Origin of the sequence: Streptomyces sp. NPDC058751 (assembly GCF_042746485.1) — a bacterium.
In the GTDB taxonomy this organism is placed as follows: domain Bacteria; phylum Actinomycetota; class Actinomycetes; order Streptomycetales; family Streptomycetaceae; genus Streptomyces.
In genome coordinates this window covers 15,140-41,477 of sequence record NZ_JBHYPZ010000006.1, presented here as the reverse complement: position 1 = coordinate 41,477, position 26,338 = coordinate 15,140, and the positions used below count along the sequence as shown (strand labels likewise).

Annotated in this window: 26 protein-coding genes; 13 read left to right on the top strand and 13 right to left on the bottom strand. The window is 72.3% G+C overall.

Annotation, left to right across the window (positions count from 1 at the left end; all coding sequences use genetic code 11):
* The first annotated feature begins 271 nt into the window (after positions 1-271).
* The 8 genes from ACFW6B_RS08110 (at position 272) to ACFW6B_RS08075 (ending at position 6,844) form a co-directional block, all read left to right on the top strand.
* The gene (locus ACFW6B_RS08110) at positions 272-1,048 is read left to right on the top strand and encodes an amino acid ABC transporter ATP-binding protein (RefSeq protein ID WP_386593250.1); all 777 of its coding nucleotides are present in this window, start codon (positions 272-274) and stop codon (positions 1,046-1,048) included.
* Between the two features lie 123 nt (positions 1,049-1,171).
* Positions 1,172-2,014, top strand: a complete 843-nt coding sequence (locus tag ACFW6B_RS08105) for a glutamate ABC transporter substrate-binding protein (protein ID WP_386593248.1) — start codon at positions 1,172-1,174, stop codon at positions 2,012-2,014.
* A 179-nt stretch (positions 2,015-2,193) separates the two neighbouring features.
* Positions 2,194-2,862: an amino acid ABC transporter permease gene (locus ACFW6B_RS08100; protein WP_386593549.1), complete on the top strand. Its 669-nt coding sequence runs from the start codon at positions 2,194-2,196 to the stop codon at positions 2,860-2,862.
* Entirely contained in the window at positions 2,859-3,764 is a 906-nt protein-coding gene (locus ACFW6B_RS08095) for an amino acid ABC transporter permease (protein WP_386593246.1), read from the top strand. Before ACFW6B_RS08100 ends, ACFW6B_RS08095 begins: the two co-directional genes overlap by 4 nt.
* Before the next feature lie 185 nt (positions 3,765-3,949).
* Positions 3,950-5,602 carry an FAD-dependent monooxygenase gene (locus tag ACFW6B_RS08090; RefSeq protein WP_386593244.1) on the top strand — a complete coding sequence of 551 codons (1,653 nt, stop codon included), beginning with the start codon at positions 3,950-3,952 and terminating at the stop codon, positions 5,600-5,602.
* Between the two features lie 107 nt (positions 5,603-5,709).
* Complete coding sequence (locus tag ACFW6B_RS08085; RefSeq protein ID WP_386593548.1) at positions 5,710-5,796, top strand: putative leader peptide; 87 nt, start codon at positions 5,710-5,712, stop codon at positions 5,794-5,796.
* Positions 5,797-5,918: 122 nt separating this feature from the next.
* Positions 5,919-6,434 (top strand): cysteine dioxygenase, encoded by a 516-nt coding sequence (locus tag ACFW6B_RS08080; RefSeq protein WP_386593241.1) that lies wholly within the window; start codon positions 5,919-5,921, stop codon positions 6,432-6,434.
* Entirely contained in the window at positions 6,431-6,844 is a 414-nt protein-coding gene (locus ACFW6B_RS08075; RefSeq protein WP_386593239.1) for a rhodanese-like domain-containing protein, read from the top strand. Before ACFW6B_RS08080 ends, ACFW6B_RS08075 begins: the two co-directional genes overlap by 4 nt.
* An 87-nt stretch (positions 6,845-6,931) precedes the next feature.
* Here the strand turns inward: ACFW6B_RS08075 and recX are convergent, their stop codons facing one another.
* Together recX and recA are read right to left on the bottom strand one after the other, a co-directional pair.
* Complete coding sequence (recX, locus tag ACFW6B_RS08070) at positions 6,932-7,882, bottom strand: recombination regulator RecX (RefSeq protein ID WP_386593237.1); 951 nt, start codon at positions 7,880-7,882, stop codon at positions 6,932-6,934.
* A gap of 3 nt (positions 7,883-7,885) precedes the next feature.
* Positions 7,886-9,010 carry a recombinase RecA gene (gene recA / locus ACFW6B_RS08065; protein ID WP_386593235.1) on the bottom strand — a complete coding sequence of 375 codons (1,125 nt, stop codon included), beginning with the start codon at positions 9,008-9,010 and terminating at the stop codon, positions 7,886-7,888.
* Positions 9,011-9,486: 476 nt separating this feature from the next.
* Between recA and ACFW6B_RS08060 the strand changes: the two genes are divergently transcribed.
* Positions 9,487-10,266 (top strand): hypothetical protein, encoded by a 780-nt coding sequence (locus ACFW6B_RS08060; RefSeq protein WP_386593233.1) that lies wholly within the window; start codon positions 9,487-9,489, stop codon positions 10,264-10,266.
* A 3-nt stretch (positions 10,267-10,269) separates the two neighbouring features.
* On the opposite strand, the gene ACFW6B_RS08055 is transcribed toward ACFW6B_RS08060, so the two are convergent.
* Positions 10,270-11,484: an AI-2E family transporter gene (locus ACFW6B_RS08055; RefSeq protein WP_386593231.1), complete on the bottom strand. Its 1,215-nt coding sequence runs from the start codon at positions 11,482-11,484 to the stop codon at positions 10,270-10,272.
* Positions 11,485-11,578: 94 nt separating this feature from the next.
* On the bottom strand, positions 11,579-11,773 hold the full coding sequence (locus ACFW6B_RS08050; protein WP_386593230.1) for a DUF3046 domain-containing protein: 195 nt from the start codon (positions 11,771-11,773) through the stop codon (positions 11,579-11,581).
* An 80-nt stretch (positions 11,774-11,853) separates the two neighbouring features.
* Here ACFW6B_RS08050 and ACFW6B_RS08045 point away from each other — a divergent pair, with 80 nt between their 5' ends.
* On the top strand, positions 11,854-12,798 hold the full coding sequence (locus tag ACFW6B_RS08045) for a hypothetical protein (RefSeq protein ID WP_386593228.1): 945 nt from the start codon (positions 11,854-11,856) through the stop codon (positions 12,796-12,798).
* A gap of 280 nt (positions 12,799-13,078) precedes the next feature.
* Here ACFW6B_RS08045 and ACFW6B_RS08040 read toward each other — a convergent pair whose 3' ends face one another.
* From ACFW6B_RS08040 to ACFW6B_RS08030, 3 genes are read right to left on the bottom strand one after another with little or no spacing between them, the layout of a single operon-like run.
* Entirely contained in the window at positions 13,079-13,387 is a 309-nt protein-coding gene (locus tag ACFW6B_RS08040) for an AzlD domain-containing protein (protein WP_386593227.1), read from the bottom strand.
* Positions 13,384-14,247 carry an AzlC family ABC transporter permease gene (locus ACFW6B_RS08035; RefSeq protein ID WP_386593225.1) on the bottom strand — a complete coding sequence of 288 codons (864 nt, stop codon included), beginning with the start codon at positions 14,245-14,247 and terminating at the stop codon, positions 13,384-13,386. Before ACFW6B_RS08035 ends, ACFW6B_RS08040 begins: the two co-directional genes overlap by 4 nt.
* Complete coding sequence (locus ACFW6B_RS08030) at positions 14,210-15,112, bottom strand: AraC family transcriptional regulator (RefSeq protein WP_386593223.1); 903 nt, start codon at positions 15,110-15,112, stop codon at positions 14,210-14,212. The genes ACFW6B_RS08035 and ACFW6B_RS08030 overlap by 38 nt, the downstream gene beginning before the upstream one ends.
* Before the next feature lie 160 nt (positions 15,113-15,272).
* Between ACFW6B_RS08030 and ACFW6B_RS08025 the strand changes: the two genes are divergently transcribed.
* From ACFW6B_RS08025 to ACFW6B_RS08015, 3 genes are read left to right on the top strand one after another with little or no spacing between them, the layout of a single operon-like run.
* Positions 15,273-20,297, top strand: a complete 5,025-nt coding sequence (locus ACFW6B_RS08025) for an ATP-dependent helicase (RefSeq protein WP_386593221.1) — start codon at positions 15,273-15,275, stop codon at positions 20,295-20,297.
* A gap of 31 nt (positions 20,298-20,328) precedes the next feature.
* Positions 20,329-21,162, top strand: coding sequence for an Fpg/Nei family DNA glycosylase (locus ACFW6B_RS08020; RefSeq protein ID WP_386593219.1), 834 nt, complete (start codon positions 20,329-20,331; stop codon positions 21,160-21,162).
* 32 nt (positions 21,163-21,194) lie between these two features.
* Positions 21,195-21,956 (top strand): SDR family NAD(P)-dependent oxidoreductase, encoded by a 762-nt coding sequence (locus tag ACFW6B_RS08015; RefSeq protein ID WP_386593217.1) that lies wholly within the window; start codon positions 21,195-21,197, stop codon positions 21,954-21,956.
* On the opposite strand, the gene ACFW6B_RS08010 is transcribed toward ACFW6B_RS08015, so the two are convergent.
* The 6 genes from ACFW6B_RS08010 to rimO all read right to left on the bottom strand — a co-directional run bounded on the left by ACFW6B_RS08010 (position 21,904) and on the right by rimO (position 26,302).
* Positions 21,904-22,203: a hypothetical protein gene (locus ACFW6B_RS08010; protein ID WP_386593215.1), complete on the bottom strand. Its 300-nt coding sequence runs from the start codon at positions 22,201-22,203 to the stop codon at positions 21,904-21,906. The two genes, ACFW6B_RS08015 and ACFW6B_RS08010, sit on opposite strands and share 53 nt — an antisense overlap.
* Before the next feature lie 100 nt (positions 22,204-22,303).
* The gene (locus tag ACFW6B_RS08005; protein ID WP_386593213.1) at positions 22,304-22,774 is read right to left on the bottom strand and encodes a Dps family protein; all 471 of its coding nucleotides are present in this window, start codon (positions 22,772-22,774) and stop codon (positions 22,304-22,306) included.
* Positions 22,775-23,015: 241 nt separating this feature from the next.
* Positions 23,016-23,393: a helix-turn-helix domain-containing protein gene (locus ACFW6B_RS08000; protein ID WP_037620346.1), complete on the bottom strand. Its 378-nt coding sequence runs from the start codon at positions 23,391-23,393 to the stop codon at positions 23,016-23,018.
* Between the two features lie 109 nt (positions 23,394-23,502).
* Positions 23,503-24,048, bottom strand: a complete 546-nt coding sequence (locus tag ACFW6B_RS07995; protein ID WP_386593210.1) for a CinA family protein — start codon at positions 24,046-24,048, stop codon at positions 23,503-23,505.
* Positions 24,045-24,830, bottom strand: a complete 786-nt coding sequence (gene pgsA / locus ACFW6B_RS07990) for a CDP-diacylglycerol--glycerol-3-phosphate 3-phosphatidyltransferase (protein WP_386593208.1) — start codon at positions 24,828-24,830, stop codon at positions 24,045-24,047. Before pgsA ends, ACFW6B_RS07995 begins: the two co-directional genes overlap by 4 nt.
* The gene (gene rimO / locus ACFW6B_RS07985; RefSeq protein WP_386593206.1) at positions 24,827-26,302 is read right to left on the bottom strand and encodes a 30S ribosomal protein S12 methylthiotransferase RimO; all 1,476 of its coding nucleotides are present in this window, start codon (positions 26,300-26,302) and stop codon (positions 24,827-24,829) included. Before rimO ends, pgsA begins: the two co-directional genes overlap by 4 nt.
* Positions 26,303-26,338 lie beyond the last annotated feature (36 nt).

Genomic DNA, 26,338 nt, shown 5'->3' with positions numbered 1-26,338 from the left:
GTGGCGGTTCCATCGGCCGAACGGTCCCTTTTCCTCAGAACACGCGCGTGTGCACCAAGGAAGTCACGCCGATGGACAAGGACGACGTCAAGAGGCTCCGGGGCACCGGGGGTTTCCGTTACCCAGCCGGTACGCGCGTCCGTGCGTCCGCTACGACACGTGTCCGATTGCTATCAGATCGTGATGCTCAAGTTCCCCTCAGATGTAATGACGCTGGTCGTGAGGGGTTACTACTCTCCTGCGAAACCGAGGAGGACGGAGCCCCCAAGCGATGACCGAAGCATCGGCGGCCAAGGACGCCATGGCCGGGACCGACGAACTGGTCGTCCTGAAGAGCGTCAACAAGCACTTCGGCGCGTTGCACGTGCTCCAGGACATCGACCTGACGATCACCCGTGGCGAGGTCGTCGTGGTCATCGGGCCCTCCGGGTCCGGGAAGTCCACCCTGTGCCGCACCATCAACCGCCTGGAGACGATCGATTCGGGTGACATCTCGATCGACGGCAAGCCGCTGCCCCAGGAGGGCAAGGCGCTCGCCCGGCTCCGGGCCGATGTCGGCATGGTCTTCCAGTCCTTCAACCTCTTCGCGCACAAGACCGTGCTCGAGAACGTGATGCTGGGGCAGATCAAGGTCCGCAGGACCGGCAAGCAGGCCGCGGAGGAGAAGGCCCGCGCCCTGCTCGACCGCGTCGGCGTGGGCACGCAGGCCGACAAGTACCCTGCGCAGCTGTCGGGCGGCCAGCAGCAGCGCGTCGCCATCGCGCGGGCGCTGGCGATGGACCCCAAGGTCATGCTCTTCGACGAGCCGACCTCGGCACTGGACCCCGAGATGATCAACGAGGTCCTCGAGGTCATGCAGCAGCTCGCCCGGGACGGCATGACCATGATCGTCGTCACCCACGAGATGGGCTTCGCCCGTTCCGCCGCCAACCGGGTCGTCTTCATGGCCGACGGCCGCATCGTCGAAGAGGCCGTGCCGGACCAGTTCTTCAGCAATCCGCGCAGCGACCGTGCCAAGGACTTCCTCTCGAAGATCCTGCACCACTGACGTTCCCGGCCAGGAACCCGGGGGACCCGGTCAGGGAACCACTCGCTCCGCCCGGCCCGGGGACCGCTCGCTCCACCCGCCCGTCGACGGCAGTACTCCGCTCTCACTCAAAGGATGTTCATCATGAAGCTCCGCAAGGCAGCCGCCGCCTCGGCCGTCGCGCTCGCGCTCGCCGTGACCGCCACCGCGTGCGGTTCGAGCGACAACGACGACAGCGGGTCCTCGTCCTCGGGCGGCGGCAAGATCAAGGTCGGCATCAAGTACGACCAGCCCGGTCTCGGCCTGAAGCAGCCGGACGGCTCCTTCGCCGGTTTCGACGTGGACGTCGCGACCTACGTGGCCAAGGAGCTCGGCTACAAGCCCGACCAGATCGAGTTCATCGAGACCAAGAGCGCCGACCGCGAGAACGCGCTCTCCCGCGGTGACGTGAAGTTCATCGCGGCCACCTACTCGATCACCGACGAGCGCAAGCAGAAGGTCGACTTCGCGGGCCCGTACCTGCTGGCCCACCAGGACCTGCTGGTCAAGAAGGACGCGACCATCGCCAAGGGCACGGACCTCAACGGCAAGAAGCTGTGCTCCGTGACCGGTTCGACCTCGGCGCAGAACGTCCACGACACCATCGCCCCGAAGGCCCAGCTCAAGCAGTACGGCGGCTACTCGGAGTGCATCGCCGCCCTGCAGAGCGGCGCCGTCGACGCGGTGACCACCGACGACTCGATCCTCGCGGGCTTCGCCGCGCAGGACAAGTACAAGGGCCAGTTCAAGCTCGCCGGCCTCAAGCTGAGCAACGAGAACTACGGCGTCGGCATCAAGAAGGGCGACGCCGAGCTGGAGAAGAAGATCAACACCGCGCTGGAGAAGATGGTCAGCGACGGCGCCTGGCAGAAGGCGGTCGAGAAGAACTTCGGCCCGGCGAGCTACAAGAACGAGCCGGCCCCGAAGATCGGCGTCATCGTCCAGTAACGCGGGCCTCGCCCAGCAGCAGGGGGATCACCGGGTAACTCGGGGCCCTCGGGCAACGCGGGAGACCGCGGTTCGCACGGGGCCCCGCAGGTGTGCCGCCGCCCGCCGCGATCACGGCGGCGGCACGCCGCGCCCACCCCGTCCGCCACGTACGCCACCACCCGGAAGCGCGGGAGATCGTGTTCGACTTTCTTCAAGGTTATGACGTCCTGGGGGCGTTCTGGACGACGGTGAAACTCACCGTCTTCTCCGCCCTCGGCTCCCTGGTCCTGGGCACATTGCTGGCCGCGATGCGGGTCAGCCCGGTCCCGCTCATGCGCGGCTTCGGCACCGCCTACGTGAACATCGTCCGGAACATCCCGCTGACGGTCATCATCGTGTTCAGCTCGCTCGGTCTCGCGGACATCTTCGGCGTGACGCTGGGCGCCCCCGACGACTTCGAGCTCCTGGACTTCCGGCTCGCGGTGCTCAGTCTGGTCGGCTACCACGCGGCCTTCGTCTGCGAGGCGCTGCGCTCCGGCATCAACACCGTGCCGGTGGGCCAGGCCGAGGCCGCCCGCGCGATCGGGCTCGGCTTCGGACAGACCCTGCGGCTCATCGTGCTGCCGCAGGCGTTCCGTTCCGTCGTCGTCCCGCTGGCGAACGTGCTGATCGCTCTGACCAAGAACACGACCGTGGCCGCCGCCATCGGCGTGGCCGAGGCCGCCAGCCTGATGAAGACGATGATCGAGAACGAGGCCCAGACGGTCCTCATCGCCACGGTCTTCGCCTTCGGGTTCGTGGTCCTGACCCTCCCCACCGGCCTCTTCTTCGGCTGGCTGGGCAAGCGACTGGCGGTGAAGCGATGACCTCCGTCCTCTACGACGCTCCCGGCCCCCGTGCCAAGCGCCGCAACGTGCTCCTCTCCGTGGTCTTCGTCGCCCTGCTCGCGCTGCTCCTGTGGTGGGTGTGGCTGGCCATGGACGACAAGGGCCAGCTCGCATGGGACCTGTGGGAGCCGTTCATCACGGCGGACGCCTGGAACACGTATCTGCTCCCGGGTCTCTGGGGCACGCTGAAGGCCGCCGCGGTCAGTGTGGTGATCGCCCTCCCCCTGGGCGCCGCCCTCGGTATCGCGCGCCTCTCCGACCACCGCTGGGTGAGCGTCCCGGCGGGCGCCGTGGTCGAGTTCTTCCGGTCCATCCCGGTCCTGCTGCTGATGCTGTTCGCCAACGAGCTCTACGCCCGGTACGCGGACGTCGCGAGCGAGGACCGTCCGTTCTACGCGGTCGTCACCGGCCTGGTGCTCTACAACGCCTCGGTCCTCGCCGAGGTCGTACGGGCGGGCATCCTCGCGCTCCCCAGGGGACAGACGGAGGCCGCGTACGCGATCGGTCTGCGCAAGGGCCAGACGATGACCAGCATCCTGCTGCCGCAGTCGGTCACCGTGATGCTCCCGGCGATCGTGAGCCAGCTCGTCGTCATCGTGAAGGACACCGCGCTGGGCGGTGTGATGATCGGCTACCACGAGCTCCTCGCGGCGCGCAGCACCCTCGCGGCCAACTACGCGAACGTCGTCCAGAGCTTCATCGTGGTCGCCGTCATCTTCATCGTGGTGAACTTCGCGCTCACCAGCTTCGCCTCCTGGCTGGAGGGGCGGGTGCGTCGCGGCAAGAAGACGACCGGCGCGGTGCTCTCGCCGAACGACGCGACCATCGCCGGTACGACGGCCACGGGTGCGGGCGGGGGCGGGGGCGGGGGCGGGATCTGACGTATCGTCCGAACATCGGTCGATACGTGTGACCGAAGGGGTCAGTGACGCGACCGCCGCTGACCCCGTCACTTGACGCAAGCAGCGGCAATGGGTTGCATACGTTCTGTGATCGTGCACCCTGCCCCACCTGCCTGTTCCCGTACGTCCCTCAGGACACAGCTCCGGGCGGGGGGCACCGCGCCGTGGACCCGGTGATCATCGTCGGAGCGGGGCCCGTGGGGCTCACGCTGGCTCTTGCGCTGGCTCGCCAGGAGGTCCCCTCCGTCGTCCTCGACGAGGGACCGGGCAAGGACGAACTGCGGCTCGCGCGGACCGTGGTGCTGCGCGAGGACATGGTCGCGCTGGTCGAACGGCTGACGGGTCTGCCCCTCGACGACGCCGGCTTCCACTGGGCCGGATGGCGGTCGATGCGGCGCAGGCAGGTGATGCGCGAGATCTCGTTCGACGGGCACGCCCTCCCGGGCGCGGAAGGCCCGGCGGACGGCGAGGAGTTCAGCGCTCCGCTGCACATCGCCCAGCACGCGCTGACCGGCGCGCTGCGCGAGGCCATCATCCACGAGCGGCTCATCAAGGTCGCCGTGAACAGCCGCCTGGACTCCGTCGAGCAGGACGCCTCCGGCGTCACGGCGCACACCCGGGGCCCCGACGGCACCTGGTGGCGCGGCGGTTACCTGGTCGGCTGCGACGGGCCGCGCTCGACGGTGCGCAAGCTCCAGGACATCCGTTTCCCCGGGCGCACCGCCGTCGAACGGCATGCCGTGGCGGCTCTGCGCACGGAACTCCCCTGGCCGGGCGAGGCGTTGCTGCACCGGATGACGCCCTGGCGCACCTCCGGCCCCTCGACCGGCGAGGTGAGCGCCCGTCCGCTCGCCGAGGACGTCTGGCGGCTGGACTGGCTGCTGCCCCCGGGCAAGGACCTCGTCACGCCCGATCTGCTGGTGGCGCGCGTCCGGGAGACCCTCGGGGGCTGGAGCGGCGGCGCCACCCCCGCGTACGAACTGCTCGACACCGGGGTCCACACCGTCCACCACCGGCTGGCCCGCCGCTGGCGCGCCGGCCGGGTCCTGCTCGCCGGGGACGCGGCCCACCTGCTCGGCGCCCTCGGCACCCAGGGCCTGGACGAGGGACTGCGGGACGCCGACAACCTCGCCTGGAAGCTGGCCCTCTGCTGGCACCACGGCCCGCACACCGCGCTCCTCGACAGCTACCAGACGGAACGGCGCGCGGTGGTCGCCGCCCGGCTGCGCGCCGCGGACCAGGCACTGCCCCTGCTGCGGAGCGGCGGCGGCCTGCGCGCCTACGTCCCCGGCTCCGCCCGCGGGCACGACGCCTTGCTCACGGACGGCCACCTGGGCCGCGGCGCGCTGGGCGCACCGGGGGCGTACACCGCGTCCCCGCTCATGCCCCCGCCCGCCGAGTCGCACGCCGTCGTCGACACCGAGCCCGGCGCGCCGGTCGCCGATGTGCGGGTGACCGCGGAGGACGGCTCGTTCGTGCCGCTGCGGGAGCGGCTCGGGCGCGGGGTCCTGCTCGTCGTGCTGATCGCTCCGGGTACAGGGGTGTGGGCGCGCAAGCACTGGGTGACGGCCGGGATCATGCCGCGGCTCGCCGCCGCCGTGACCGCCCTGCCGCACCCCGCCGAACTGCTCGTCGCGGAGAGCTACCCGGGCGCGGCGGCGCACACCGTGCTGCTGGTCCGCCCCGACGGTCACCTGGTCACCGCGCTCGGCGGGGTCAGGCCGGCCGATCTGTACGAGGCGGCCGAGGTGGCGCTCGGCGGACCGGCGAAGGCGGACGCGGAGAACGCCACGGAGGCGACCGCGGGCAGGAGCTGAACGTTCGGTGACCGTCCGGCCCGGGGTTTCCCTGTTCCTCGGGCCCTCACGGTCCACATGGTGACGGTGAGTTGACCGGTCCCCGCCTCCATGGTCTACTCCGGATCGTGACCGACACCTGTGTGCGCCTGTGGCGGAGGGTCCATATGGACCTCGTCCGCTATGCGGGCTGCGTGTGTCGCCCGTCCATCTGACTTCGCATCCTCATTCTCCCGCGCGCCGCCGCCATGCCGCCGCGCGCTCCTCTCGCGAACTCTCAGGACGGCCCGAAGTGTCTGTTCCACCCCCTGTCTCCACCTCTTCCCCTGTCCCCGCCGTGTCCGTGCCCTCCGCCGCCTCCGGCCCCACCCAGGCCGACCTGCTGGCCTTCGTACGCCGTGCGGCAGCCGATGCCGAGCTGATCGCCTCGCTCCCCCTCGACCCCGAAGGCCGTACGTGGGTGCGGCTCGAAGGCCCCGGCGGCAGCGAGGCCTGGCTCATCGGCTGGCCGCCCGGAACCGGAACCGGCTGGCACGACCACGCCGAATCGGTGGGCGCCTTCCTCACCGCGGCGGGCGAGCTCAAGGAGAACTCCCTCGCCGCCCGGCTGCCCTCCGACGGCTGGAAGACCCTGGAACTCGCCGAGGAGATCGACCGGCAGCGGAAGCTGCCCGCGGGCACCGGCCGCGCCTTCGGCCACCATCACGTGCACGAGGTGCTCAACGAGTCCACCGAGCGGCACGCGATCTCGGTCCACGCCTACTACCCGCCGCTCCCGCAGATCCGCCGTTACAGCCGTACGGGCCCGGTCCTGCGCCTGGAGCACGTCGAGCGCCCGGAGGACTGGCAGTGAGCGGGATCCGGCGGCCCGTCGGCATCGACGCCTTGCTGGAGCAGGTCCGCGCGGGACTGGACCGGGTCGAGGCCGAGGACGCCTTCGAGGCCGTACGGCGTGGTGAAGCGCTTCTGGTCGACACCCGGTACGCCGCCCTGCGGGAACGGGACGGCCTGGTCCCCGGCGCTCTCGTCGTCGAGCGCAACGAGCTGGAGTGGCGGCTCGACCCCACGGGCAGTCACCGCCTCCCGGAGGCCACGAGCCATGACCTGCGGATCGTGCTGTTCTGCAACGAGGGGTACGCCTCCAGCCTGGCCGCCGAGTCCCTGCGCCGGCTGGGACTCCACAGGGCCACCGACATGATCGGCGGCTTCCAGGCGTGGAAGAGCGCCGGCCTCCCGGTGACGGCCGCCGGCACGGAGAGCTGACCGGATCCCTCCTCGCGGAGGCCGGTCACCCGGACGAGCTGCCCTCGTACGGGAGCCCGCGAGGGCACGGGACGGACGCCCGCGGAATCAGAATTCCTCGTCGAGCCCTTCCGTGTCCTCGCCTTCCTCCTCCAGCGCCCGGCGGACCACGCGCAGGGCCATGCCCTGGGAGTAGCCCTTGCGGGCGAGCATGCCGGCGAGGCGTCTCAGCCGCTTCTCGCGCTCCAGTCCGCGTGTGGAGCGCAGTTTGCGCGCGACCAGCTCCCGCGCGGTCGCCTCTTCCTGCTCGGAGTCGAGCTGTCCGACGGCCTCGTCGATCAGCGTCGGTTCCACGCCCTTGGTCCGCAGTTCCTGCACGAGCGCCCGCCGGGCCAGTCCCCGGCCATGGTGCCGGGACTCGACCCAGGCGTCCGCGAAGGCGCTGTCGTTGATCAGCCCGACCTCCTCGAACCGTGACAGCACCTCGTCCGCCACCTCGTCCGGGATCTCGCGCTTGCGCAACGCGTCCGCCAGCTGCTTGCGCGTGCGCGGGGTCCCGGTGAGCAGGCGCAGACAGATCGCGCGCGCCCGCTCAGCCGGGTCCCCGGGGGACTCCTCCTTCTCGGCCCTCGACGAGGAGGAGGTGTCTCCGTCCCACGGGTCGCCGGACGGCTCACCGAAACCGCCCTGCCGTCGACGACCCCTCCCGCCACGCGGTCCGCCCCCGGCGCGTCCACCGCGTCGGGAGACCGCGTCCGGCGAACCGTGACCGCGTGGCAGGCCGTCACCGTGCCATGCGTCACCGTCCGTCGAACCGCCGCCGTCCGGATCCCCGTCGTCCGGACCGGCGCCGTCGAAACCGTCGGATCCGTGGATCCCACCGCCGGCTCCGTGGAACTCGCCGTCGGTGCCGTACGGCCGACCGCCGTACTCCCCCGCACCGGCGTACGGCCTGTCACCGTCTCCGGCCGGGCCGCCGTCTCCCCCGCCGTACCCCCGCCCCGCCCCGTCGGGGATGGGGGGATAGGCGTACTCGACCCAGTCGGTTCGTCGTGTCATGGACTAGCTCTTGGCTGCCGCGGCCCTGGACTTGGTGGTCTTGGCGGCCGGAGCGGGCACCGTCTTCGCGGCGTCGTCCGGGGTGGCCGAGACCGCGGCGTCCGCGCCCGGCTCGCCGGCGGGCTGCTCGGGCTTCACACCGACGCCCAGCTTCTCCTTGATCTTCTTCTCGATCTCGTTGGCGAGGTCGGGGTTGTCCTTCAGGAAGTTGCGCGCGTTCTCCTTGCCCTGGCCGAGCTGGTCGCCCTCGTACGTGTACCAGGCACCGGCCTTGCGGACGAAGCCGTGCTCCACGCCCATGTCGATCAGACCGCCCTCGCGGCTGATGCCCTGGCCGTAGAGGATGTCGAACTCGGCCTGCTTGAAGGGAGGCGAGACCTTGTTCTTGACGACCTTGACGCGCGTGCGGTTGCCGACCGCCTCCGTGCCGTCCTTCAGCGTCTCGATGCGGCGGATGTCGAGGCGTACCGAGGCGTAGAACTTCAGCGCCCGGCCACCCGTCGTGGTCTCCGGGGAGCCGAACATCACGCCGATCTTCTCGCGGAGCTGGTTGATGAAGATCGCCGTGGTCTTCGACTGGTTGAGCGCGCTGGTGATCTTTCGCAGGGCCTGGCTCATCAGACGGGCCTGGAGACCCACGTGCGAGTCGCCCATCTCGCCCTCGATCTCGGCCCTCGGCACCAGGGCGGCGACGGAGTCGATGACGATGAGGTCGAGCGCGCCGGAGCGGACCAGCATGTCCGTGATCTCCAGGGCCTGCTCGCCGTTGTCCGGCTGCGACAGGATCAGGCTGTCGATGTCGACGCCGAGCTTCTTCGCGTACTCGGGGTCGAGGGCGTGCTCGGCGTCGATGAACGCCACCTGGCCGCCGGCCTTCTGCGCGTTCGCCACCGCGTGCAGGGTGAGGGTCGTCTTGCCGGAGGACTCCGGGCCGTACACCTCCACCACGCGGCCGCGCGGCAGGCCGCCGACACCGAGGGCGACGTCGAGCGCGGTCGACCCGGTGGGGATGACCTCGATGGGCTCATTCGGCCGCTCGCCCAGGCGCATCACGGCGCCCTTGCCGAACTGCCGTTCAATCTGCGCGAGCGCGGCGTCGAGCGCCTTCTCGCGGTCGGTTCCTGCCATGGGTTCCACCCGGTTTGCTTGAGTCGATCGCTTCACGTCAAAGACGCTAACGCCTGCCACTGACAATGCGCCCCGACGCCCGTCCGGCCTGTGGATAACCAGGGCACATCTCTGTCGAAAACATGCCGAATCACCCGCCGAAAGCCCTGCCGGAACCTCCATGAGAATGGATGTTCGATTTCTGTGTCAAGCGCGCCACACGGCACCTCCGAGACTACGTTCGCGGTCCGACAACGGCCGGAGATCCGCCCGCGCAGACCCCTGTCGCCCGTTCCCGGCACCGCTTCCCGAACCCGCTCGGCTCCACCCGCCGCCGCCTCCCGAACCCGGCAGGCCTCGCCCGGCCGGCCGCCCCGGCACGTCCCGGGCACCCCGGCCCGGTACCCGCCCCGGACCGGGGCTACTCCCGGGGGCGTAGGACCGGCGCCTACGGCCGTACGACGACACCGCCCGGCCCGCCCGGCAGGCTGTGGGCCATGCCGACGACGATGACCCGTCCCCTGACACCGCCGAAGCCCTCGCTCCGCCCGGCCGAGCGCCTCTGTCTGACGACGGGCACCCTGCTCACCCTCTCCGGCTTCCTGCACCTGCTGGTCTTCGCCGTCGACGGCGGCCCGTGGGACGGTCCCGTCTCCTGGCGCAAGCCCGTCACCTTCGGGCTCTCCTTCGGGCTGACCCTGATCGCGGTCGCCTGGGTCACGTCGTACGTGCGGATGGGGGCGAGGCCGCGCACCGCGCTGCTCGTCGTGTTCGCCGCGGACTGCGTGGTGGAGGTCGGCGGGATCACCCTCCAGGCGTGGCGCCGGGTTCCGTCGCACCTCGACATGGAGACCGGCTTCGACACGGCGGTGTCCATGATGCTCGCGGTGGGCGGCGGGATCCTGGTCGTGGTGCTGACCGTGTTCGCGGCCGCCGCGTTCCGCGGCGTGCCCACGGGTCCCGCGGGCATGCCGCTCGCCGTGCGCTCGGGGTTCGCGATCCTGCTCGTCGCGCTGGCCTCGGGCGCCGTGATGATCGCGCGCGGGGTCGTCCTCACCAGGACCGGCCACCAGGAGGCCGCGTACCACTCGACGGCTCCGCTCAAGCCGCTGCACGGAGTGAGCCTGCACGCCGTCCTCGTGCTGCCCGCGCTCGCCTGGCTCCTCTCGCGCACCGCCTGGAGCGACGGGACCCGGCGGCGGATCGTGTGGGCGGCGGTCGGCCTCTACACGGCGGCCGTCGCCGCCGCCGGTGTCCGGGCCGTCCTCACCTGGTGACCGTCACCGGCCGAACCGCCGCCGCACGCGCGCGAGGAGGCTCTCCGAACTGCGGATGCGGTGCCCGTGCACCCGCGGGTCGTCCGTGACGTCGTAGCGCTTCACGTACGCCCCCAGGAACGCCTGCAGGGTGGCGACGGCGGGGATGGCGACCAGCGCGCCGACCGCTCCGAGGAGCGCGGTGCCCGCGATCACCGACCCGAAGGCGACGGCGGGATGGATGTCCACCGTCCTGGAGGTCAGCTTGGGCTGGAGGACGTAGTTCTCGAACTGCTGGTAGACCACGACGAAGACGAGCACCCACAGCGCGTACCAGGGGTCGATCGTGAAGGCGATCAGCATCGGCAGGGCGCCCGCGAGATAGGTGCCGATGGTCGGGATGAACTGCGAGACCAGACCGACCCACACACCGAGCACGGGCGCGTAGGGCACGCCCAGCGACTCCAGCAGGATGTAGTGCGCGACGCCCGAGATCAGCGCCATCAGGCCGCGTGAGTACAGATAGCCGCCGGTCTTGTCGACGGCGATCTCCCAGGCGCGCAGCACCTCGGCCTGCTTGGCCGGCGGCAGCACCGAGCACAGCGCGCGGCGCAGCCGGGGTCCGTCGGCGGCGAAGTAGAACGAGAACAGCGCGACCGTCAGGAGTTGGAAGAGGCCCCCGAGGACCTGTCCGGACACGTCCAGCACGCCGGTGGCACTGTTCTGCACGTACTTGCGCAGCCAGTCGGAGTGGAGCAGTCCCTCCTGGATGTCGACCCGCCGGAGGTCGGTGTTGAAGTGCGCGTTGATCCAGTTGATGACCGAGTCGAGGTAGTCGGGGAAGCCCTCGATCATCTTGATGATCTGGCCCGCGAGCATCGAGCCGAGCAGGGTGACGAACCCGGCGACCATGATCAGCGAGCTCAGGAAGACGAAGAAGGTGGCAAGTCCCCTGCGTATGCCGCGTGAGGCCATCCAGCTCACCGCGGGCTCTATGGCGAGCGCGAGGAAGAACGAGATCAGGATGTTGATCAGCAGGCCGGTGAGCTGGTGGAACGCCCAACTGCCGAGCTGGAACACGGCGACGAGCGCGAGGGCGAGCACCATGGCGCGGGGCAGCCAGCGCGGCATGCGCGTGCCCGGTCCGGCGGCGTCGCCGCCACCGGGCGGACCGGGCGGCGGCGTGCCGAGCGGTGATGACTGCTGATCGACCTGCGCGTTCTCGTCTGTCGGGGCCACCCGCCAAGTCTGGCCCACGCCACAGGAACCGGCTCCACGTCCCCCCGGTCTTTCCCGGTCCGGGGCCTCGTCCGGTGGTTCCCGGTGACCTTGTTCAGTGGTTCTCGTACGGAACGTCCATGGTCGCGCACACCACGCGCCACACGTCCTTGGTCTCCCAGCCCGCGTCCAGCGCCTCGTGGACGGTACGCCCGCCGAGTTCCGTCATCACGTGATCGCGCGCGAACGTCTCGGCGTATCCCGCGCCGAAGTGATCAGCCATTCGCTGCCAGAAGACCGTCAACCGCATGACTCCAGTATCCCGCCCCTGAGAGTGGGCCCGGGCCGGGACCGCGTGCCGAGACCGCTTTCCGCCCTACGGTCTGACGCATGGTCGAAACCGGAGCATCTCGGCTCCCCCAGACGCCCCCCGCGCACTCTCCCCTCGCCCGCGCCGAGCACTTCGTCTGGCTCACCGCCCGCGTGCTGGAACAGCGCCGCTTCGCCTACCACTTCCTCGGCGGCGGCGCCGACGCGGTGGAAACGGCGCTGTCCGCCTACCGCAACGACGACGAAGGGTACGGTCACGCGCTCGAACCCGATCTGCGCGGTCCGGTCAGCCAGCCGCTGCACACCGGGCACGCCCTGCGCGTGCTCGACTCGATCGGGCGCTGCGGCGGGCAGCGCGTGGAACGGGTGTGCCGTTATCTGACCTCCGTGTCGAACGCCGACGGCGCGCTGCCCGCCATCAGCCCCAGCCAGCGCGGCTATCCGGCGGCCCCCTTCGTGCCGGTCCTCGACGATCCGCCGAGCGAACTCCTCGCCACCGGCCCGGTCGTGGGCCTGCTGCACCGCAACGAGGTGTGGAACGCCTGGCTGTTCCGGGCCACGGACTTCTGCTGGCAGACGGTGGAGTCCCTGGAGAAGTCCCATCCCTACGAGATCGAGGCGGCCGTCGCCTTCCTGGACTCCGTGCCCGACCGCCCGCGCGCGGAGGCGAGCGCCGACCGGCTGGGCCGGCTCGTCCGTGAGCAGCGGCTCGCCGTGCTGGATCCCGGGCGCCTCGACGCCTACCCGGTGGCGTCCGGGTACGCGCCGGGCGAGCACCACTTCCCGCACGACTACGCGCGGACGCCGGACTCGCTCGCGCGCGCGTGGTTCACCGACGAGGAGATGGCCCGCTCGCTCGACCACCTCACGGACGAGCAGCAGGAGGACGGCGGGTGGCCGATCCGCTGGCGCCGGTGGGCACCGGGCACCGCCCTGGAGTGCCGCCCCATGGTGACCGTCGAGGCACTGCGCACCCTCCGGGCGTACGGCAGGGCCGTCGGCTGAGGACACGATGCCGGTGCCCCGGCACGCCGGCGCACTGAGCATCAGGGCGCTTCGGGGCGCCGGTCGTGGACACGCCGGTGCGCCGAGTGCCCGGGACCCGGGCGCGCCGGGCGTCGAGCCCTCCCGCGCACCAGGTGTGCGGGCACCCCGGTGCGCTCGGCGTCCGAGCACGCCGACGCGCCGAGTGTCCGGTGACTCCGGTGCGCCGGGTACTCGGCGCTCCGGCGTGCCTCCCGTACCGCGCTCCGCGCGTGGGCGTGCCGCCCCGCACGCGTGGGTCTCAGCCCGTCAGCGCGCGGACCCCGGCCGTCACCGCCACCGCCGCGGCGACCACCACCAGGAACGGGGCGCGCAGGATCAGCGCGACGGCCGCCGCGGCGAGCCCGGCGGCCTTCGCGTCGAGGACGAGGGCCCGCCCGTCGGCGAAGGTCTGCTGGGCGGTGAGGGCGGCCAGGAGCGCGACGGGCAGCAGGGCGGCGAGGCGCTGGACGAGCGGCCGCTCCAGCACGCCCGCGGGGATCAGCAGGCCGATGAGCTTGACGGCGTAGCAGCCGACGGCGGTGACGCCGATGGCGATCCAGATGTTCAACGCGCTTCTCCTGACGTGTCCGGCCCGTCGTCGTGCGCACCGTCCGGCGACCTGTGCACCGCGCTGTCCGGTGCCCTGTGCACCGCTCCGTCCGGCGACCCGCCCGACGCTCTGTTCGGCACTCCTGCGGAGGCGTCGCGGGCGGTGTCCGCGCGGCGGCGCCCCGTCGCCCAGAGCACGGCGGGAGCGGCCAGGGCGGCCACCAGCACCGGGACTCCGGCGGGCAGCACGGGCAGCAGACCGAGTCCCAGAAGGACGGCGATTCCCGCGACGGCACGTTCCGTGGCGGTCTTCAGCATCGGCGCGAGCAGCGCCAGGAACACCGCGGGCCCGGCCGCGTCCAGACCCCACGCGTCGGTGTCGCCGATGGCCTCGGCCCCGGCCGCGCCGAGCAGGGTGGTGAGGTTCCACAGCAGGTAGAGGGACAGGCCGGTGACGGTGAAGCCGATCCGGACGCTGCGGCGGGTGGGCTGCGCGAGCGCCACGGCCGTGGTCTCGTCGATCACCCACTGCGCGGCGAACGGGCGCACCGCGCGCGGGAGGGCCAGGAGCTGGGACAGCCGCAGCCCGTAGAAGGCGTTCCGGACCCCCAGGAAGAACGCGCCGGCGGCCGCGGTGAGCGGGTTGCCCCCGGCCGCGAGCGCGCCCACGAGCGCGAACTGCGACGCCCCGGTGAACACCAGGAGGCTGAGGGCGCAGGTCTGGAGCAGGCTGAGCCCGCTGCCGGCCGAGGTCACCCCGAAGGCGAAACCGGACAGTCCGACGGCGACCCCGACTCCGAGGGCGTCGCGGACGACGGCCGCGTCGGGTTTCCCGCCTTCTTCACTGCGTATGTCTGGGAGAGCTGTCTGTTGTGCCACGCTCGGACGGTACGAGGAGTCGCCCTCCGGCGTCTTGTACGTTCTTGCGCTCCCGCTGGTAGGCGCCCGGGGGCACGCCCACGATCCGGCTGAAGTGGCGGTTGAGGTGCGGCTGGTCGGTGAAGCCGACGGCGACGGCGGCCTCGGCGGGTGTGGACCCGGCGTCCAGGAGGTGACGTGCCCGGCGGACGCGAGCGTCGGTCAGCCAGGTGTGGGGCGGCATGCCGTAGGTCTCCCGGAACGCGCGCAGCAGCGCGAACGGACCGGTGCCGAGGTCCGCGGCGAGCCGCTCCAGGGTCGGCGGCTCGGCCATCCGCTCGTCCAGCACGCCACGCGCGCGTGCCGCGAGCCGGCCTCCGGCGGTGCGCACGGCCCGCTGCGGCAGCGGTCCTCCGTTCAGGCGCAGCAGCCGGGTCACGGCGACGCGCAGCAGGGTGTCGGCGGCCAGCGCGTTGCCCTCCTCCGCGGCCCTGAGCACCTGGTGGACCAGGCCCGCCGCGTACGGGTCGTCGAGTACCGGGCGGCTGAATCCGGGAGTGCCGCGCAGGGTGGTGGTCTCGGCGGCGATCTCGGCGACCGTGTCCGGCGAGGGGTACACCGCCCCGTATCTCCAGCCCTCGGGGACGCCCGCGCGCCCGGTGTGCGGGGTGTCGGGGTTGACCAGCGCCAGCGAGCCCGGGCCGACGTACTGGTCGGCGCCGCCGTGGTGGAAGACCTCGACGCCCTCGGCGACGGCGGCGATGACGAAGTTCTCGTGGGTGTGCCGCACGAAGATCTTCTCGACGTAGCGGGCCCGCAGCAGGTCGACGCCGGGCAGCTCCGCGTACTGCCAGTGCCGCGCCCGCTCCTGTCCCGAACCTGCCACCTCCTCATTGTCCGCCACCGCACCGCGCCCGGCCGCAGCCGTCCACCGCTTTCGCCCACGTCTGCCCGGATATGGAGCGACGTGGATCTCCCCGCCGCACTCGGCGGCGGCGTCCTCGCAGGTCAGCGTGATTGTCAGTGGGCGGGTGCAGGATGGACGCATGGTCAGCTCCGCGCACCGAGCCCTCGACGGCTTCTCCCCCGCGACCCGCGGCTGGTTCACGGGGGCCTTCTCCGCGCCCACCGCGGCCCAGGCCGGGGCGTGGGCGGCCATCGGCGCCGGCTCGGACGTGCTGGTCGTCGCCCCCACCGGTTCCGGCAAGACTCTGGCCGCGTTCCTCGCCGCGCTGGACCAGCTGGCCTCGACACCACCGCCCGCGGACCCGCGAAAGCGCTGCCGGGTCCTGTACGTGTCACCGCTCAAGGCACTCGCGGTCGACGTGGAGCGCAATCTGCGCAGTCCGCTGACCGGCATCCGGCAGGAGTCCGTGCGGCTCGGGCTTCCCGAGCCGGAGGTGAAGGTGGGCATCCGGTCCGGCGACACCCCGCCCGCCGAGCGCCGGGCGCTGGCCACCCGTCCGCCGGACATCCTGATCACGACCCCCGAGTCGCTGTTCCTGATGCTGACCTCGGCCACGCGTGACGCGCTGACCGGCATCGAGACGGTGATCCTGGACGAGGTGCACGCGGTCGCGGGCACCAAGCGCGGCGCCCATCTCGCGCTCACCCTGGAGCGCCTGGACGAGCTGCTGCCGAAGCCGGCCCGGCGCATCGGCCTGTCCGCGACGGTCCGTCCCGTGGACGAGGTGGCGCGCTATCTCTCGCCCCGCCGCAAGGTGGAGATCGTCCAGCCGCCCTCCGGCAAGGAGTTCGACCTGTCCGTGGTCGTCCCGGTGGAGGACCTGGGCGAGCTGGGCGGCTCCCCGGCCGCCGACGGCAAGGAGGGCGCGGAGAAGCCGTCCATCTGGCCGCACGTCGAGGAGCGGATCACCGACCTCGTCCAGTCCCACCGCTCGACGATCGTGTTCGCCAACTCGCGCCGCCTGGCCGAGCGTCTGTGCAACCGGCTCAACGAGATCGCGTACGAGAGGGCGACCGGCGAGCCCCTGGAGGAGGCCCACGCGCCGGCCGAGCTGATGGGCGGATCGGGCGCGGCCCAGGGGGCGCCGCCCGTCATCGCCCGCGCCCACCACGGTTCGGTCTCCAAGGAGCAGCGGGCGCAGGTCGAGGAGGACCTGAAGGCCGGCCGTCTGCCCGCCGTGGTCGCCACCTCCAGCCTCGAACTGGGCATCGACATGGGCGCGGTCGACCTCGTCGTCCAGGTGGAGTCGCCGCCGTCCGTGGCCTCGGGCCTCCAGCGGGTGGGCCGCGCGGGTCACCAGGTGGGCGCGGTCTCCACCGGTGTCGTCTTCCCGAAGTACCGCGGCGATCTGGTGCAGGCGGCGGTGGTCACCGAGCGGATGCGCACCGGCTCCATCGAGTCCCTCCGGGTCCCCGCCAATCCCCTGGACGTACTGGCCCAGCAGCTCGTCGCCATGACGGCGCTCGACACCTGGCAGGTCGACGATCTGCTCACCACGGTCCGCCGGGCGGCCCCCTTCGCCTCGCTCCCTGAGTCGGCGTTCACCGCCGTCCTTGACATGCTCGCGGGCCGCTATCCTTCGGACGCCTTCGCCGAGCTGAGGCCCCGCGTGGTGTGGGACCGCGTCGCGGGCACGGTGACCGGCCGCCCCGGCGCCCAGCGTCTCGCCGTCACCTCCGGGGGCACCATCCCCGACCGCGGGCTCTTCGGGGTGTTCCTCGCGGGGGCCGACCCCAAGAAGGGCGGCGGCCGGGTCGGCGAGCTCGACGAGGAGATGGTGTACGAGTCCCGGGTGGGCGACGTCTTCACCCTGGGCACCAGCTCCTGGCGCATCGAGGACATCACCAGGGACCGGGTCCTGGTCTCCCCGGCGCCCGGCGTCCCCGGCAGGCTGCCCTTCTGGAAGGGCGACCAGCTCGGACGTCCGCTCGAACTGGGGCGCGCGGTGGGCGCGTTCCTGCGCGAGGTCGGCTCGCTCCCCGAGGAGGACGCCCGGCTGCGGCTGCTGGCGGCGGGCCTGGACGACTGGGCCGCCGGCAACGTCATCGCGTACCTCGCCGAGCAGCGCGAGGCGTGCGGGCACGTCCCGGACGACCGCACGATCGTCGTCGAACGCTTCCGCGACGAGCTGGGCGACTGGCGCGTGGTCGTGCACTCCCCCTTCGGCGCCCAGGTGCACGCTCCCTGGGCCCTCGCCCTGGGCGCCAAGCTCTCCGAGCGCTACGGCATGGACGCCCAGGTCATGCACGCGGACGACGGCATCGTGCTGCGGCTGCCCGACGCCGATCTGATGGGCCTGGACCTGCTCGACCAGGCGCCTTCGAAGGCGGGCGCGGAGTGGGACGCGGAGCAGGCCCCGGTCGGTGCGGCGGACGTCGCCTTCGACAAGGGCGAGGTCGGCCAGGTCGTCACGGACCAGGTCGGCGGTTCGGCCCTGTTCGCCGCCCGCTTCCGCGAGTGCGCCGCCCGCGCCCTGCTCCTGCCGCGCCGCAACCCCGGCAAGCGCACCCCGCTGTGGCAGCAGCGGCAGCGCGCCGCCCAACTGCTCCAGGTGGCGAGCGAGTTCGGTTCGTTCCCGATCGTCCTGGAAGCCGTGCGCGAATGCCTCCAGGACGTCTTCGACGTGCCGGGGCTCACGGAACTGATGGGCGACATCGAGTCCCGCAAGGTGCGGCTCGTCGAGGTCACCACCCCCGAGCCCTCCCCCTTCGCCCGCTCCCTGCTCTTCGGATACGTCGCCCAGTTCCTGTACGAGGGCGACTCACCGCTCGCCGAGCGGCGGGCCGCCGCGCTGTCGCTGGACTCGCGGCTGCTGGCCGAACTGCTGGGCCAGGCCGAACTGCGCGAGCTCCTGGACGCGGAGGTCCTGGCCGAGCTGGAGCGCGAGCTCCAGTGGCTCACCGAGGACCGCCGCGTCAAGGACGTGGAGGGTGTCGCCGACCTGCTGCGTCTGCTCGGGCCGCTGACGGAGGCCGAACTGGCCGAGCGCGGCGCGGAGCCGGGGTGGGCGGGGGAGCTGGCGGCCGCCCGCCGCGCCATCCGGGTCCGGATCGCCGGAACCGACCACTGGGCGGCCGTCGAGGACGCGGGCCGGCTGCGCGACGCGCTCGGCACGGCGTTGCCCGTCGGCGTCCCGGAGGCCTTCACCGAACCGGTCAAGGATCCGCTCGGCGACCTCCTCGCCCGGTACGCGCGCACCCACGGGCCGTTCACCTCGGCGACGGCCGCCGCCCGCTTCGGCCTCGGCACGGCCGTCACCGACGGCGCGCTGCACCGCCTCGCCGCGAGCGGCCGGGTCGTCCAGGGGGAGTTCCATCCGGCGGGCATCGGCCAGGAATGGTGCGACGCGGCGGTGCTGCGCAGACTGCGCCGCCGTTCGCTCGCGGCGCTGCGCCATGAACTGGAACCGGTACCGCCCGCAGCGCTCGCCCAGTTCCTGCCGCAGTGGCAGCACGTGGGCAGCGGCCACGGACTGCGCGGTGTCGACGGGCTGGTGCGCGCCGTCGAGCAGTTGCAGGGAGCTTCGGTGCCGGCGTCCGCGCTGGAGAAGCTCGTGCTGCCGTCCCGGGTCACCGGTTACACCCCCGCCCTGCTCGACGAGCTCACGGCCGCCGGCGAGGTGGTCTGGGCCGGGGCGGGACCGCTGCCGGGCAAGGACGGCTGGGTGTCGCTGTATCTCGCGGACGCAGCGCCCCTGCTCCTCCCGCCCGCGCACCCCCTGGAGCCGACGGCTCTGCACCAGTCGGTCCTCGACGCCCTCTCGGGGGGCTACGGCCTGTTCTTCCGGCAGATCGCCGACCAGGTCCGCGCCACCACGCACCCCGACGCGACCGATCCGCAGCTCGCCGACGCGATCTGGGAACTGGCCTGGTCCGGGCGCCTGACGAACGACACGCTCGCGCCGATGCGGTCCCTCCTGGGTTCGGGCCGCACCGCCGGGTCCACGGCCCACCGTGCCAAGCGCTCGGTCCCCCGCGGGCGCTACGGCTCCCTGGCAGGAGGGGCGCGTCCCCAGTCTCGTACCGGTCCCCCCACGGTGGCGGGCCGCTGGTCGCTGCTGCCGGGGCGTGAGCCCGACGCCACCGTCCGCGCCCACGCCCTGGCCCGCACCCTGCTCGACCGGCACGGCGTGGTGACCCGGGGAGCGGTCGCGGCGGAGGGTGTCGAGGGCGGCTTCTCCGCGGTGTACCGCATCCTCTCGGCCTTCGAGGACAGCGGCCAGGCGCGGCGGGGTTACGTGGTCGAGGGGCTCGGCGCGGCCCAGTTCGCCATGGACGGCGCGGTCGACCGGCTCCGTGCCGTGGCGAACGCGCGCGACCGGGACGCCGCCTTCCCCGAACCCGCCGTCCCGGACGACTCCCCCGCCGCCCACGGCTTCCCGGACACCCCTGTCTTCCCGCCCTCCGGCCCGGGCCCGGACGGCGCCGCCGACGGCCCGGACACGTGGACCGAGTGGAACGAACTCACCGGTGACCTCGTCTTCGGCTCCGATTCCCCGCTCGGTCCCGGCCCCGGTTCCGCCCTCGGCCTCGACTTCGGCGACGACCACACCTTCTCCGCCGACTCCGCCCTCGCGGCCGGCTCCCCCCACCCCGACACGCCCCGCGACCGGAGCATCCGGTCCGGCCGCGGCGGCCCGCAGTACGCGGCGAACGGTTCCGGCCACCCCGGCGGTGCGGGTCCCGCCGGAGCCCGCCCTCGTTCCCGTACCGCTTCCCCGGCCGTCGTGCTGGCCGCCGCCGACCCCGCGAACGCCTACGGCGCGGCGCTCCCCTGGCCCGAGTCCCCGACCGGGGCGGGCCACAAGCCGGGCCGCAAGGCGGGTTCCCTGGTCGTCCTGGCCGACGGCGAGCTGGCCCTGTACATGGAACGCGGCGGCAAGACCCTGCTGGCCTGGCCGGCCGACCCGGACGCCCCCCTCGCGCAGGACACCCGGCTGGGCACGGCGGCCCGCGCCCTCGCCGCCGCGGCCCGCGCGGGCTCGCTCGGCACGGTCACCGTCGAGCGCGTCAACGGCGTATCGGCCCTCACCTCTCCCCTCGGCGCCCTCCTGGAAGGAGCGGGCTTCATCGCCACCCCGCGCGGACTCCGCCTTCGCGCCTGACCGGCCGCCCCGCGCGTGCCACCCTGGAGTCATGCCCGAAGGAGACACCGTCTGGCAGGCCGCGAGGCGCCTGCACGTCGCCCTCGCGGGCAAGATCCTGACCCGCTCCGACCTGCGGGTGCCCCGGTACGCCACGGCCGACCTCACCGGCCGCGCCGTCCTGGACGTCACCCCGCGCGGCAAGCACCTGCTGACCCGGATCGAGGGCGGCCTGACGCTGCACTCGCATCTGCGGATGGACGGTTCGTGGAAGGTGTACGAGGCCGGCCGGCGCTGGAGCGGAGGTCCCGCACACCAGATCCGGGCCGTCCTCGGCACGGTGGACCGCACGGCGGTCGGCTACCGCCTGCCCGTGCTGGAACTGTTCCGCACCACCGACGAGGCCCGCGCCGTCGGCCATCTCGGGCCCGACCTCCTGGGCCCCGACTGGGACCCGGGCAAAGCCCTGGAGAACCTCCTGCGCGACCCCGGCCGCCCCCTCGGCGAAGCCCTCCTGGACCAGCGCAACCTCGCCGGCATCGGGAACATATACAAGAGCGAGCTGTGCTTCCTGCTCGGCGTCACCCCCTGGCTTCCCATCGGCGTGCTGCCCGCCGACCGCGCCGCACGACTGCTGGTGCTCGCCAGGAAACTGCTGGATTTCAACCGGGACCGTCCGGTCCGCGTCACCACCGGGCATCGCGAGCACAACCTGTTCGTGTACGGGCGCGCCCCCCGCCCGTGTCTGCGCTGCGGGACGTCGATCCGCTCGGGGAACCAGGGCGACGGATCCCGCGAGCGCCCCACGTACTGGTGCCCCCGCTGCCAGACGGGCCCCACCCCGCCGCCGGCCCGTCCGTCCGCCAGCCTGCGCGCGACCAATTGACGGACCGTCAGATCTCTTCGTACCGTCCCCTCATGGGTCTCCCCGCGTACGACCTCACCGGACGCACCGCTTTCGTCACCGGCGCGGCCGGCGGCATCGGCCGCGCGGCGGCGGTGCTGCTCGCGGAGGCGGGCGCCACCGTGCACTGCGCGGACCGCGACGAGCCGGGCCTGCACGAGACGGCGGCCCTGATCAAGGAGCGGGGCGGCACCGCGCTCGGCCATCCCCTCGACGTCACCGACCGGGCCGGGCTCCAGCGGGCCGTCGCCTCGTGCGGCCGCGTCGACGTCATGGCGGCGGTCGCCGGGATCATGCACAGCAGCCCGGTCCTGGAGACCCTGGACGAGGATCTGGACCGGGTGCTGAGCGTCAACTTCAAGGGCGTCCTGTACGCCTGCCAGGAGGCGGCGCGCTCGATGATCGCGAACGGTGTCCGCGGCAGCGTCATCACCATGGCATCGGGCGCCATCGACTCGGGCGGCCCGGGCCTGCTGTGCTACAGCGCGGCCAAGGCGGCCGTCGTACAGCTCACGAAGACGCTGGCCACCGAGGTCGGCCCGCACGGCATCCGCGTCAACGCCGTGGCGCCCGGCTGGATCCGCACCCCCATGACCGACCGCCACGGCGAACGCCAGGCCCACACCGAGGCGTTCATGGCACGCCTGTCGCCACTGGGCCGCGTCGGAGAGCCCGAGGACGTCGCCCACACCGTGCTGTACCTGGCCTCGGACGCCTCGGCGTTCACCACGGGCCAGATCCTCCGCCCCAACGGCGGCGTCGCCATGCCCTGGTGATCCGTCCGCCCCCGCGCCGGCGCCAGGTCTCCCGCAGGCGCCGCCGCCATCGGTCCGACCCCACGGCACCGGCCGCCCGGGACTTCGGCACGCAGTGCACCGGCAGCAGGCTGAGCCCCCACCCGCCCGCGGCGACCGCTCCCTCGAGGACCCCGGCACCGGGCACCAGAACGAGCCGGAGCACGCCGAACCACCACAGCGCACCGAGCGCCGCACAAGCCCCCCGGCGCACTATTCGCCCCGCCATGGCACCTCCTCCGGCGCGGCACCGGACCGCCGGCCTCACGCGCGAGCGGAGCACACCCGCGCCGCGCGGCGCGGGCCGGGGCGAAGCGGCTCCCGGGCGCTCACCCGTTCTCCGCCTGGAACATCCAGTGATGCTTCTCCAGGTCTGCCGTGATGGCGATGAGGATGTCCTGGCTCACCGGATCCGGATCCGCGGTGACAGCCACCCGCTCCCGCATCCGCGCGATCACCGCGCCGAGCGCCTCGACGAGCGTCCGTACGGCGTCGGCGTCCTTGATCCAGCCCGCGGGCGTGTTCCCGACGCCGCTGCTCGACGCCACGGTGGCCGCCCTCCCGTCCGGCGGGACACCCAGGGTCGAGGCACGCTCCGCCACGGTGTCGGAGTGCAGCCGCGCGATGTCCACGACCTCGTCGAGCTGGAGGTGGACGGACCGGAAGCGGGGCCCCACCACGTTCCAGTGGACCTGCTTGGCCACGAGGGAGAGGTCCAGCAGATCGACCAGGGCGCCCTGGAGCGCCTCGGAGACGGTCTTCAGGTCCGCGTCGGGCAGGGAGCTCTTCACGACGTACATCCGCATCCTCCGATTCACGACGGGTCCGGTGGCCGGCCTCGGCTCACCGGTCACGACGGCCGGCACCGGCTTCGCCGGGTCCCTCCACCATGGAGGCCGCACCGGATACCGGCAAACGGGCCCGCGACGGACTCCGGGGAACGCGAAAGCCCCGGCCCGGCTTCTCCAGGTCTCCCCGGGGAAGCCCCCGGCCGGGGCTTCGGTGGTACTTCTTCAGCTCAGGGAACGCGAGCTGGGGCCGTCAGGCGGCGACGACGTCGACCGCTTCGGCCGGCGCCTTGATCGTGACCCGTTCCGGTGGCACACCGGTCACCGACACGGAATTGAGCATCGGGCGACGCACCGGTGCGGGCACCGGTTCTGTGGCCGCAGCCGACTGTGCCAGCTCGGCGAGGGCGAGCTCGTCGCTCACTTCCCGCATGAGCTCGGACATCCGTACGTCCAGCGCGTCGCAGATCGCGGAGAGCAGTTCGGAGGAAGCCTCCTTCTGCCCCCGCTCCACCTCGGAGAGATAGCCGAGCGAAACTCGGGCGGACGAGGAGACTTCGCGCAGAGTACGGCCCTGGCGCTGGCGCTGCCGACGCAGCACGTCACCCAGCAGGCGACGGAGCAGAATCATCGGTGGCTCCCTCCTCGGACCGCGTAGCCGCATCCTTCACGCCCCACCGTACCGCCTCGCGCCGCGGCCGTGCGGGGAGCGATGTCGTGTTCACTCAGGGCTGCAAACATCAAAACCCCCCGTTCTGTTCCGTATCCTGTGCCCGTTCATTCCCGGTCTGTTCGCCCGCGAGCTCCCGGAGAAGCAGCGCGAGTACGCTGCGTACACTCTCCATACGGATTTCCGCCCGGCCGCCGTTCAACCGCAGCGGCACCACTTTCCCGCCGCGGGGGGTTCCGGAGACCTCTTCGAAGGGGCCGTGGACGGCCACGTAGACCGTGCCGACCGGCTGTCCGTCCTGAGGGTCGGGCCCGGCGACGCCGGTGGTCGCGATTCCCCAGTCGGCTCCGAGCGCCTCGCGCACCCCGGCCGCCATCTGCGCCGCGACCTGCGCGTCCACCGCGCCACGTTCGGCCAGAAGAGTGACGTCGACGCCGAGCAGCTCATGCTTCAGTTCGGTGGCGTACGCGGTCACCGAGCCCCGGAACGCCTTCGAGGCACCCGGAACCGCGGTGATCTCCGCGGCCACCAGACCGCCGGTGAGCGACTCGGCGGCGGCGAGCGTCTCGCCCCTCACCGTGAGTAGTCGCACCACCTCGGCGGCCGCGGGACTCACCGCTCGGCCTCCGCGGCGGCCGCCCGCCGCTCCGCGATTCCGCGGCGGCGCAGCACCACGGCCTGTCGCACGTAGTCGAGCCCGGTGACCACGGTCAGCACGATCGCGACGCCCATCACCCAGAACCTCAGGGTGGCCAGCGCCCCGGTGAGCGGCAGGATGTACATGCCGACCGCCGTGCCCTGGGCCAGCGTCTTCAGCTTGCCGCCGCGGCTCGCCGGGATGACTCCGTAGCGGATCACGACGAAGCGCAGCAGGGTGACGCCGAGTTCCCGTCCCAGGATCACGAAGGTGACCCACCAGGGCAGGTCACCGAGGCCGGACAGGCAGACCAGCGCCGCGCCCATGATCGCCTTGTCGGCGATGGGGTCGGCGATCTTCCCGAAGTCGGTGACGAGGTTGTACGTGCGCGCCAGGTGACCGTCGAAGATGTCGGTGATCATGGCGACGGCGAAGGCCGCCCAGGCCCAGGCGCGCATGGCGGGGTCGTATCCGCCGTCGGCCAGCATCAGCACCACGAAGCCCGGCACGAGGACGAGCCGGATCATGGTCAGGATGTTGGCGATGTTCCACAGGCTGGCCTGGTTGACGGCCGCTGCGCCCAGCTTCCCGCCGCGAGGCGTCCTCGGACCTTCCGGGGCGCCGGACGCGCCCTGGGCTCCGGATGCGCCCGAAGTGTCGGGGGCGCCCGGAGCACCGGATGCGCCAGGAGCGCCGGGAGCGCCCGTCGCGCCTTTGGCGCCCGGGGAGCCGCCTGCCGCGGATGCCGGCGCTCCGGTCATCTGGCCGCCTCCTCAGCGCACTCGAGCGAGCCCGGGAGCGGCTCGGCCACCAGGTCGACACCTTCCGTACCGACCACCTTGGCCTCGACGATACGGCCGACGGTCAGACCCTCGCCGCTCGTGAAGAGGACCTGGCCGTCCGTCTCCGGCGCCTGGTGGGCGGCCCGGCCGTACGCGCCGTCCTCGTCGTCGACGCCCTCGACCAGGACGTACACGGTCTCGCCCACGCGCTCCTCCGCGCGCTGGGCGACCAGTTCCTCGGCGAGCCGGGACACCCGTGCGAGGCGCTCGGCCACGACGTCCTCGTCCAGCTTGTTCTCGTACGTCGCCGCTTCGGTGCCCTCCTCGTCGGAGTACCCGAAGACACCGATCGCGTCGAGGCGGGCGCCGGTGAGGAAGCGCTCCAGCTCGGCGAGGTCCGCCTCGCTCTCGCCGGGGAAGCCCACGATGAAGTTGGAGCGCACACCGGCCCCCGGGGCCTTCGCCCGGATGGTGTCGAGCAGCTCCAGGAACCGGTCGGTGTCGCCGAAGCGGCGCATCGAGCGCAGCACGTCGGGCGCCGAGTGCTGGAAGGACAGGTCGAAGTAGGGCACGACGTTCGGTGTCGAGGTCAGGACGTCGATGAGTCCGGGACGCATCTCGGCGGGCTGGAGGTAGCTGACCCGCACGCGCTCGATGCCGTCGATCTCGGCCAGCTCGGGGAGCATCGTCTCCAGGAGACGGATGTCGCCCAGGTCCTTGCCGTACGAGGTGTTGTTCTCGGAGACGAGCATCACCTCCTTGACGCCCTGTTCGGCGAGCCAGCGGACCTCGTTCAGGACGTCGCTGGGGCGGCGCGAGATGAACGAGCCGCGGAAGGAGGGGATGGCGCAGAACGTGCAGCGGCGGTCGCAGCCGGAGGCCAGCTTCACCGAGGCGACCGGGGATTCGTCCAGACGGCGGCGCAGGGGCGCGCGGGGGCCGGAGACCGGGGCGACGCCCTCGGGGAGGTCGGTGGGCGCGCCGTGGCCGGGAAGGGCCACTTCCTCGCCGGCGCTCTGCCGCTCGGCCGGGCTGATCGGCAGCAGCTTGCGCCGGTCGCGCGGGGTGTGGGAGGCGTGGATGCCGCCGTTGAGGATGGTCTGGAGGCGGTCGGAGATGTCGGCGTAGTCGTCGAAGCCGAGTACTCCGTCGGCCTCGGGGAGCGCGTCGGCGAGTTCCTTGCCGTACCGCTCGGCCATGCAGCCCACCGCGACCACGGCCTGGGTTCTGCCGTGGCCCTTGAGGTCATTGGCTTCGAGGAGGGCGTCGACGGAGTCCTTCTTGGCGGCTTCGACGAACCCACAGGTGTTGACGACGGCGACGTCCGCTTGCTCGGCGTCCTCGACGAGTTGCCAGCCGTCCGCCTCCAAGCGGCCTGCGAGCTCCTCCGAGTCCACCTCGTTACGGGCGCAGCCAAGGGTGACGAGTGCGACGGTACGGCGTTCAGGCATGGGCTCAAGACTACTTTGTCTGGCCGAGAGCCAATG

Coding starts and splice junctions, on each gene's coding strand:
- ACFW6B_RS08005 (WP_386593213.1), bottom strand. CDS start 22,774: ATGTACGTCGTGAAGAGCTCCCTGCCCGACGCGGACCTGAAGACCGTC.
- ACFW6B_RS08015 (WP_386593217.1), top strand. CDS start 21,195: ATGGGTCTCCCCGCGTACGACCTCACCGGACGCACCGCTTTCGTCACC.
- ACFW6B_RS08110 (WP_386593250.1), top strand. CDS start 272: ATGACCGAAGCATCGGCGGCCAAGGACGCCATGGCCGGGACCGACGAA.
- rimO (WP_386593206.1), bottom strand. CDS start 26,302: ATGCCTGAACGCCGTACCGTCGCACTCGTCACCCTTGGCTGCGCCCGT.
- ACFW6B_RS08105 (WP_386593248.1), top strand. CDS start 1,172: ATGAAGCTCCGCAAGGCAGCCGCCGCCTCGGCCGTCGCGCTCGCGCTC.
- ACFW6B_RS08010 (WP_386593215.1), bottom strand. CDS start 22,203: ATGGCGGGGCGAATAGTGCGCCGGGGGGCTTGTGCGGCGCTCGGTGCG.
- ACFW6B_RS08050 (WP_386593230.1), bottom strand. CDS start 11,773: ATGCGGTTGACGGTCTTCTGGCAGCGAATGGCTGATCACTTCGGCGCG.
- recA (WP_386593235.1), bottom strand. CDS start 9,010: ATGGCAGGAACCGACCGCGAGAAGGCGCTCGACGCCGCGCTCGCGCAG.
- ACFW6B_RS08060 (WP_386593233.1), top strand. CDS start 9,487: ATGCCGACGACGATGACCCGTCCCCTGACACCGCCGAAGCCCTCGCTC.
- ACFW6B_RS08025 (WP_386593221.1), top strand. CDS start 15,273: ATGGTCAGCTCCGCGCACCGAGCCCTCGACGGCTTCTCCCCCGCGACC.
- ACFW6B_RS08095 (WP_386593246.1), top strand. CDS start 2,859: ATGACCTCCGTCCTCTACGACGCTCCCGGCCCCCGTGCCAAGCGCCGC.
- ACFW6B_RS08020 (WP_386593219.1), top strand. CDS start 20,329: ATGCCCGAAGGAGACACCGTCTGGCAGGCCGCGAGGCGCCTGCACGTC.
- ACFW6B_RS08000 (WP_037620346.1), bottom strand. CDS start 23,393: ATGATTCTGCTCCGTCGCCTGCTGGGTGACGTGCTGCGTCGGCAGCGC.
- pgsA (WP_386593208.1), bottom strand. CDS start 24,830: ATGACCGGAGCGCCGGCATCCGCGGCAGGCGGCTCCCCGGGCGCCAAA.
- ACFW6B_RS08045 (WP_386593228.1), top strand. CDS start 11,854: ATGGTCGAAACCGGAGCATCTCGGCTCCCCCAGACGCCCCCCGCGCAC.
- recX (WP_386593237.1), bottom strand. CDS start 7,882: ATGACACGACGAACCGACTGGGTCGAGTACGCCTATCCCCCCATCCCC.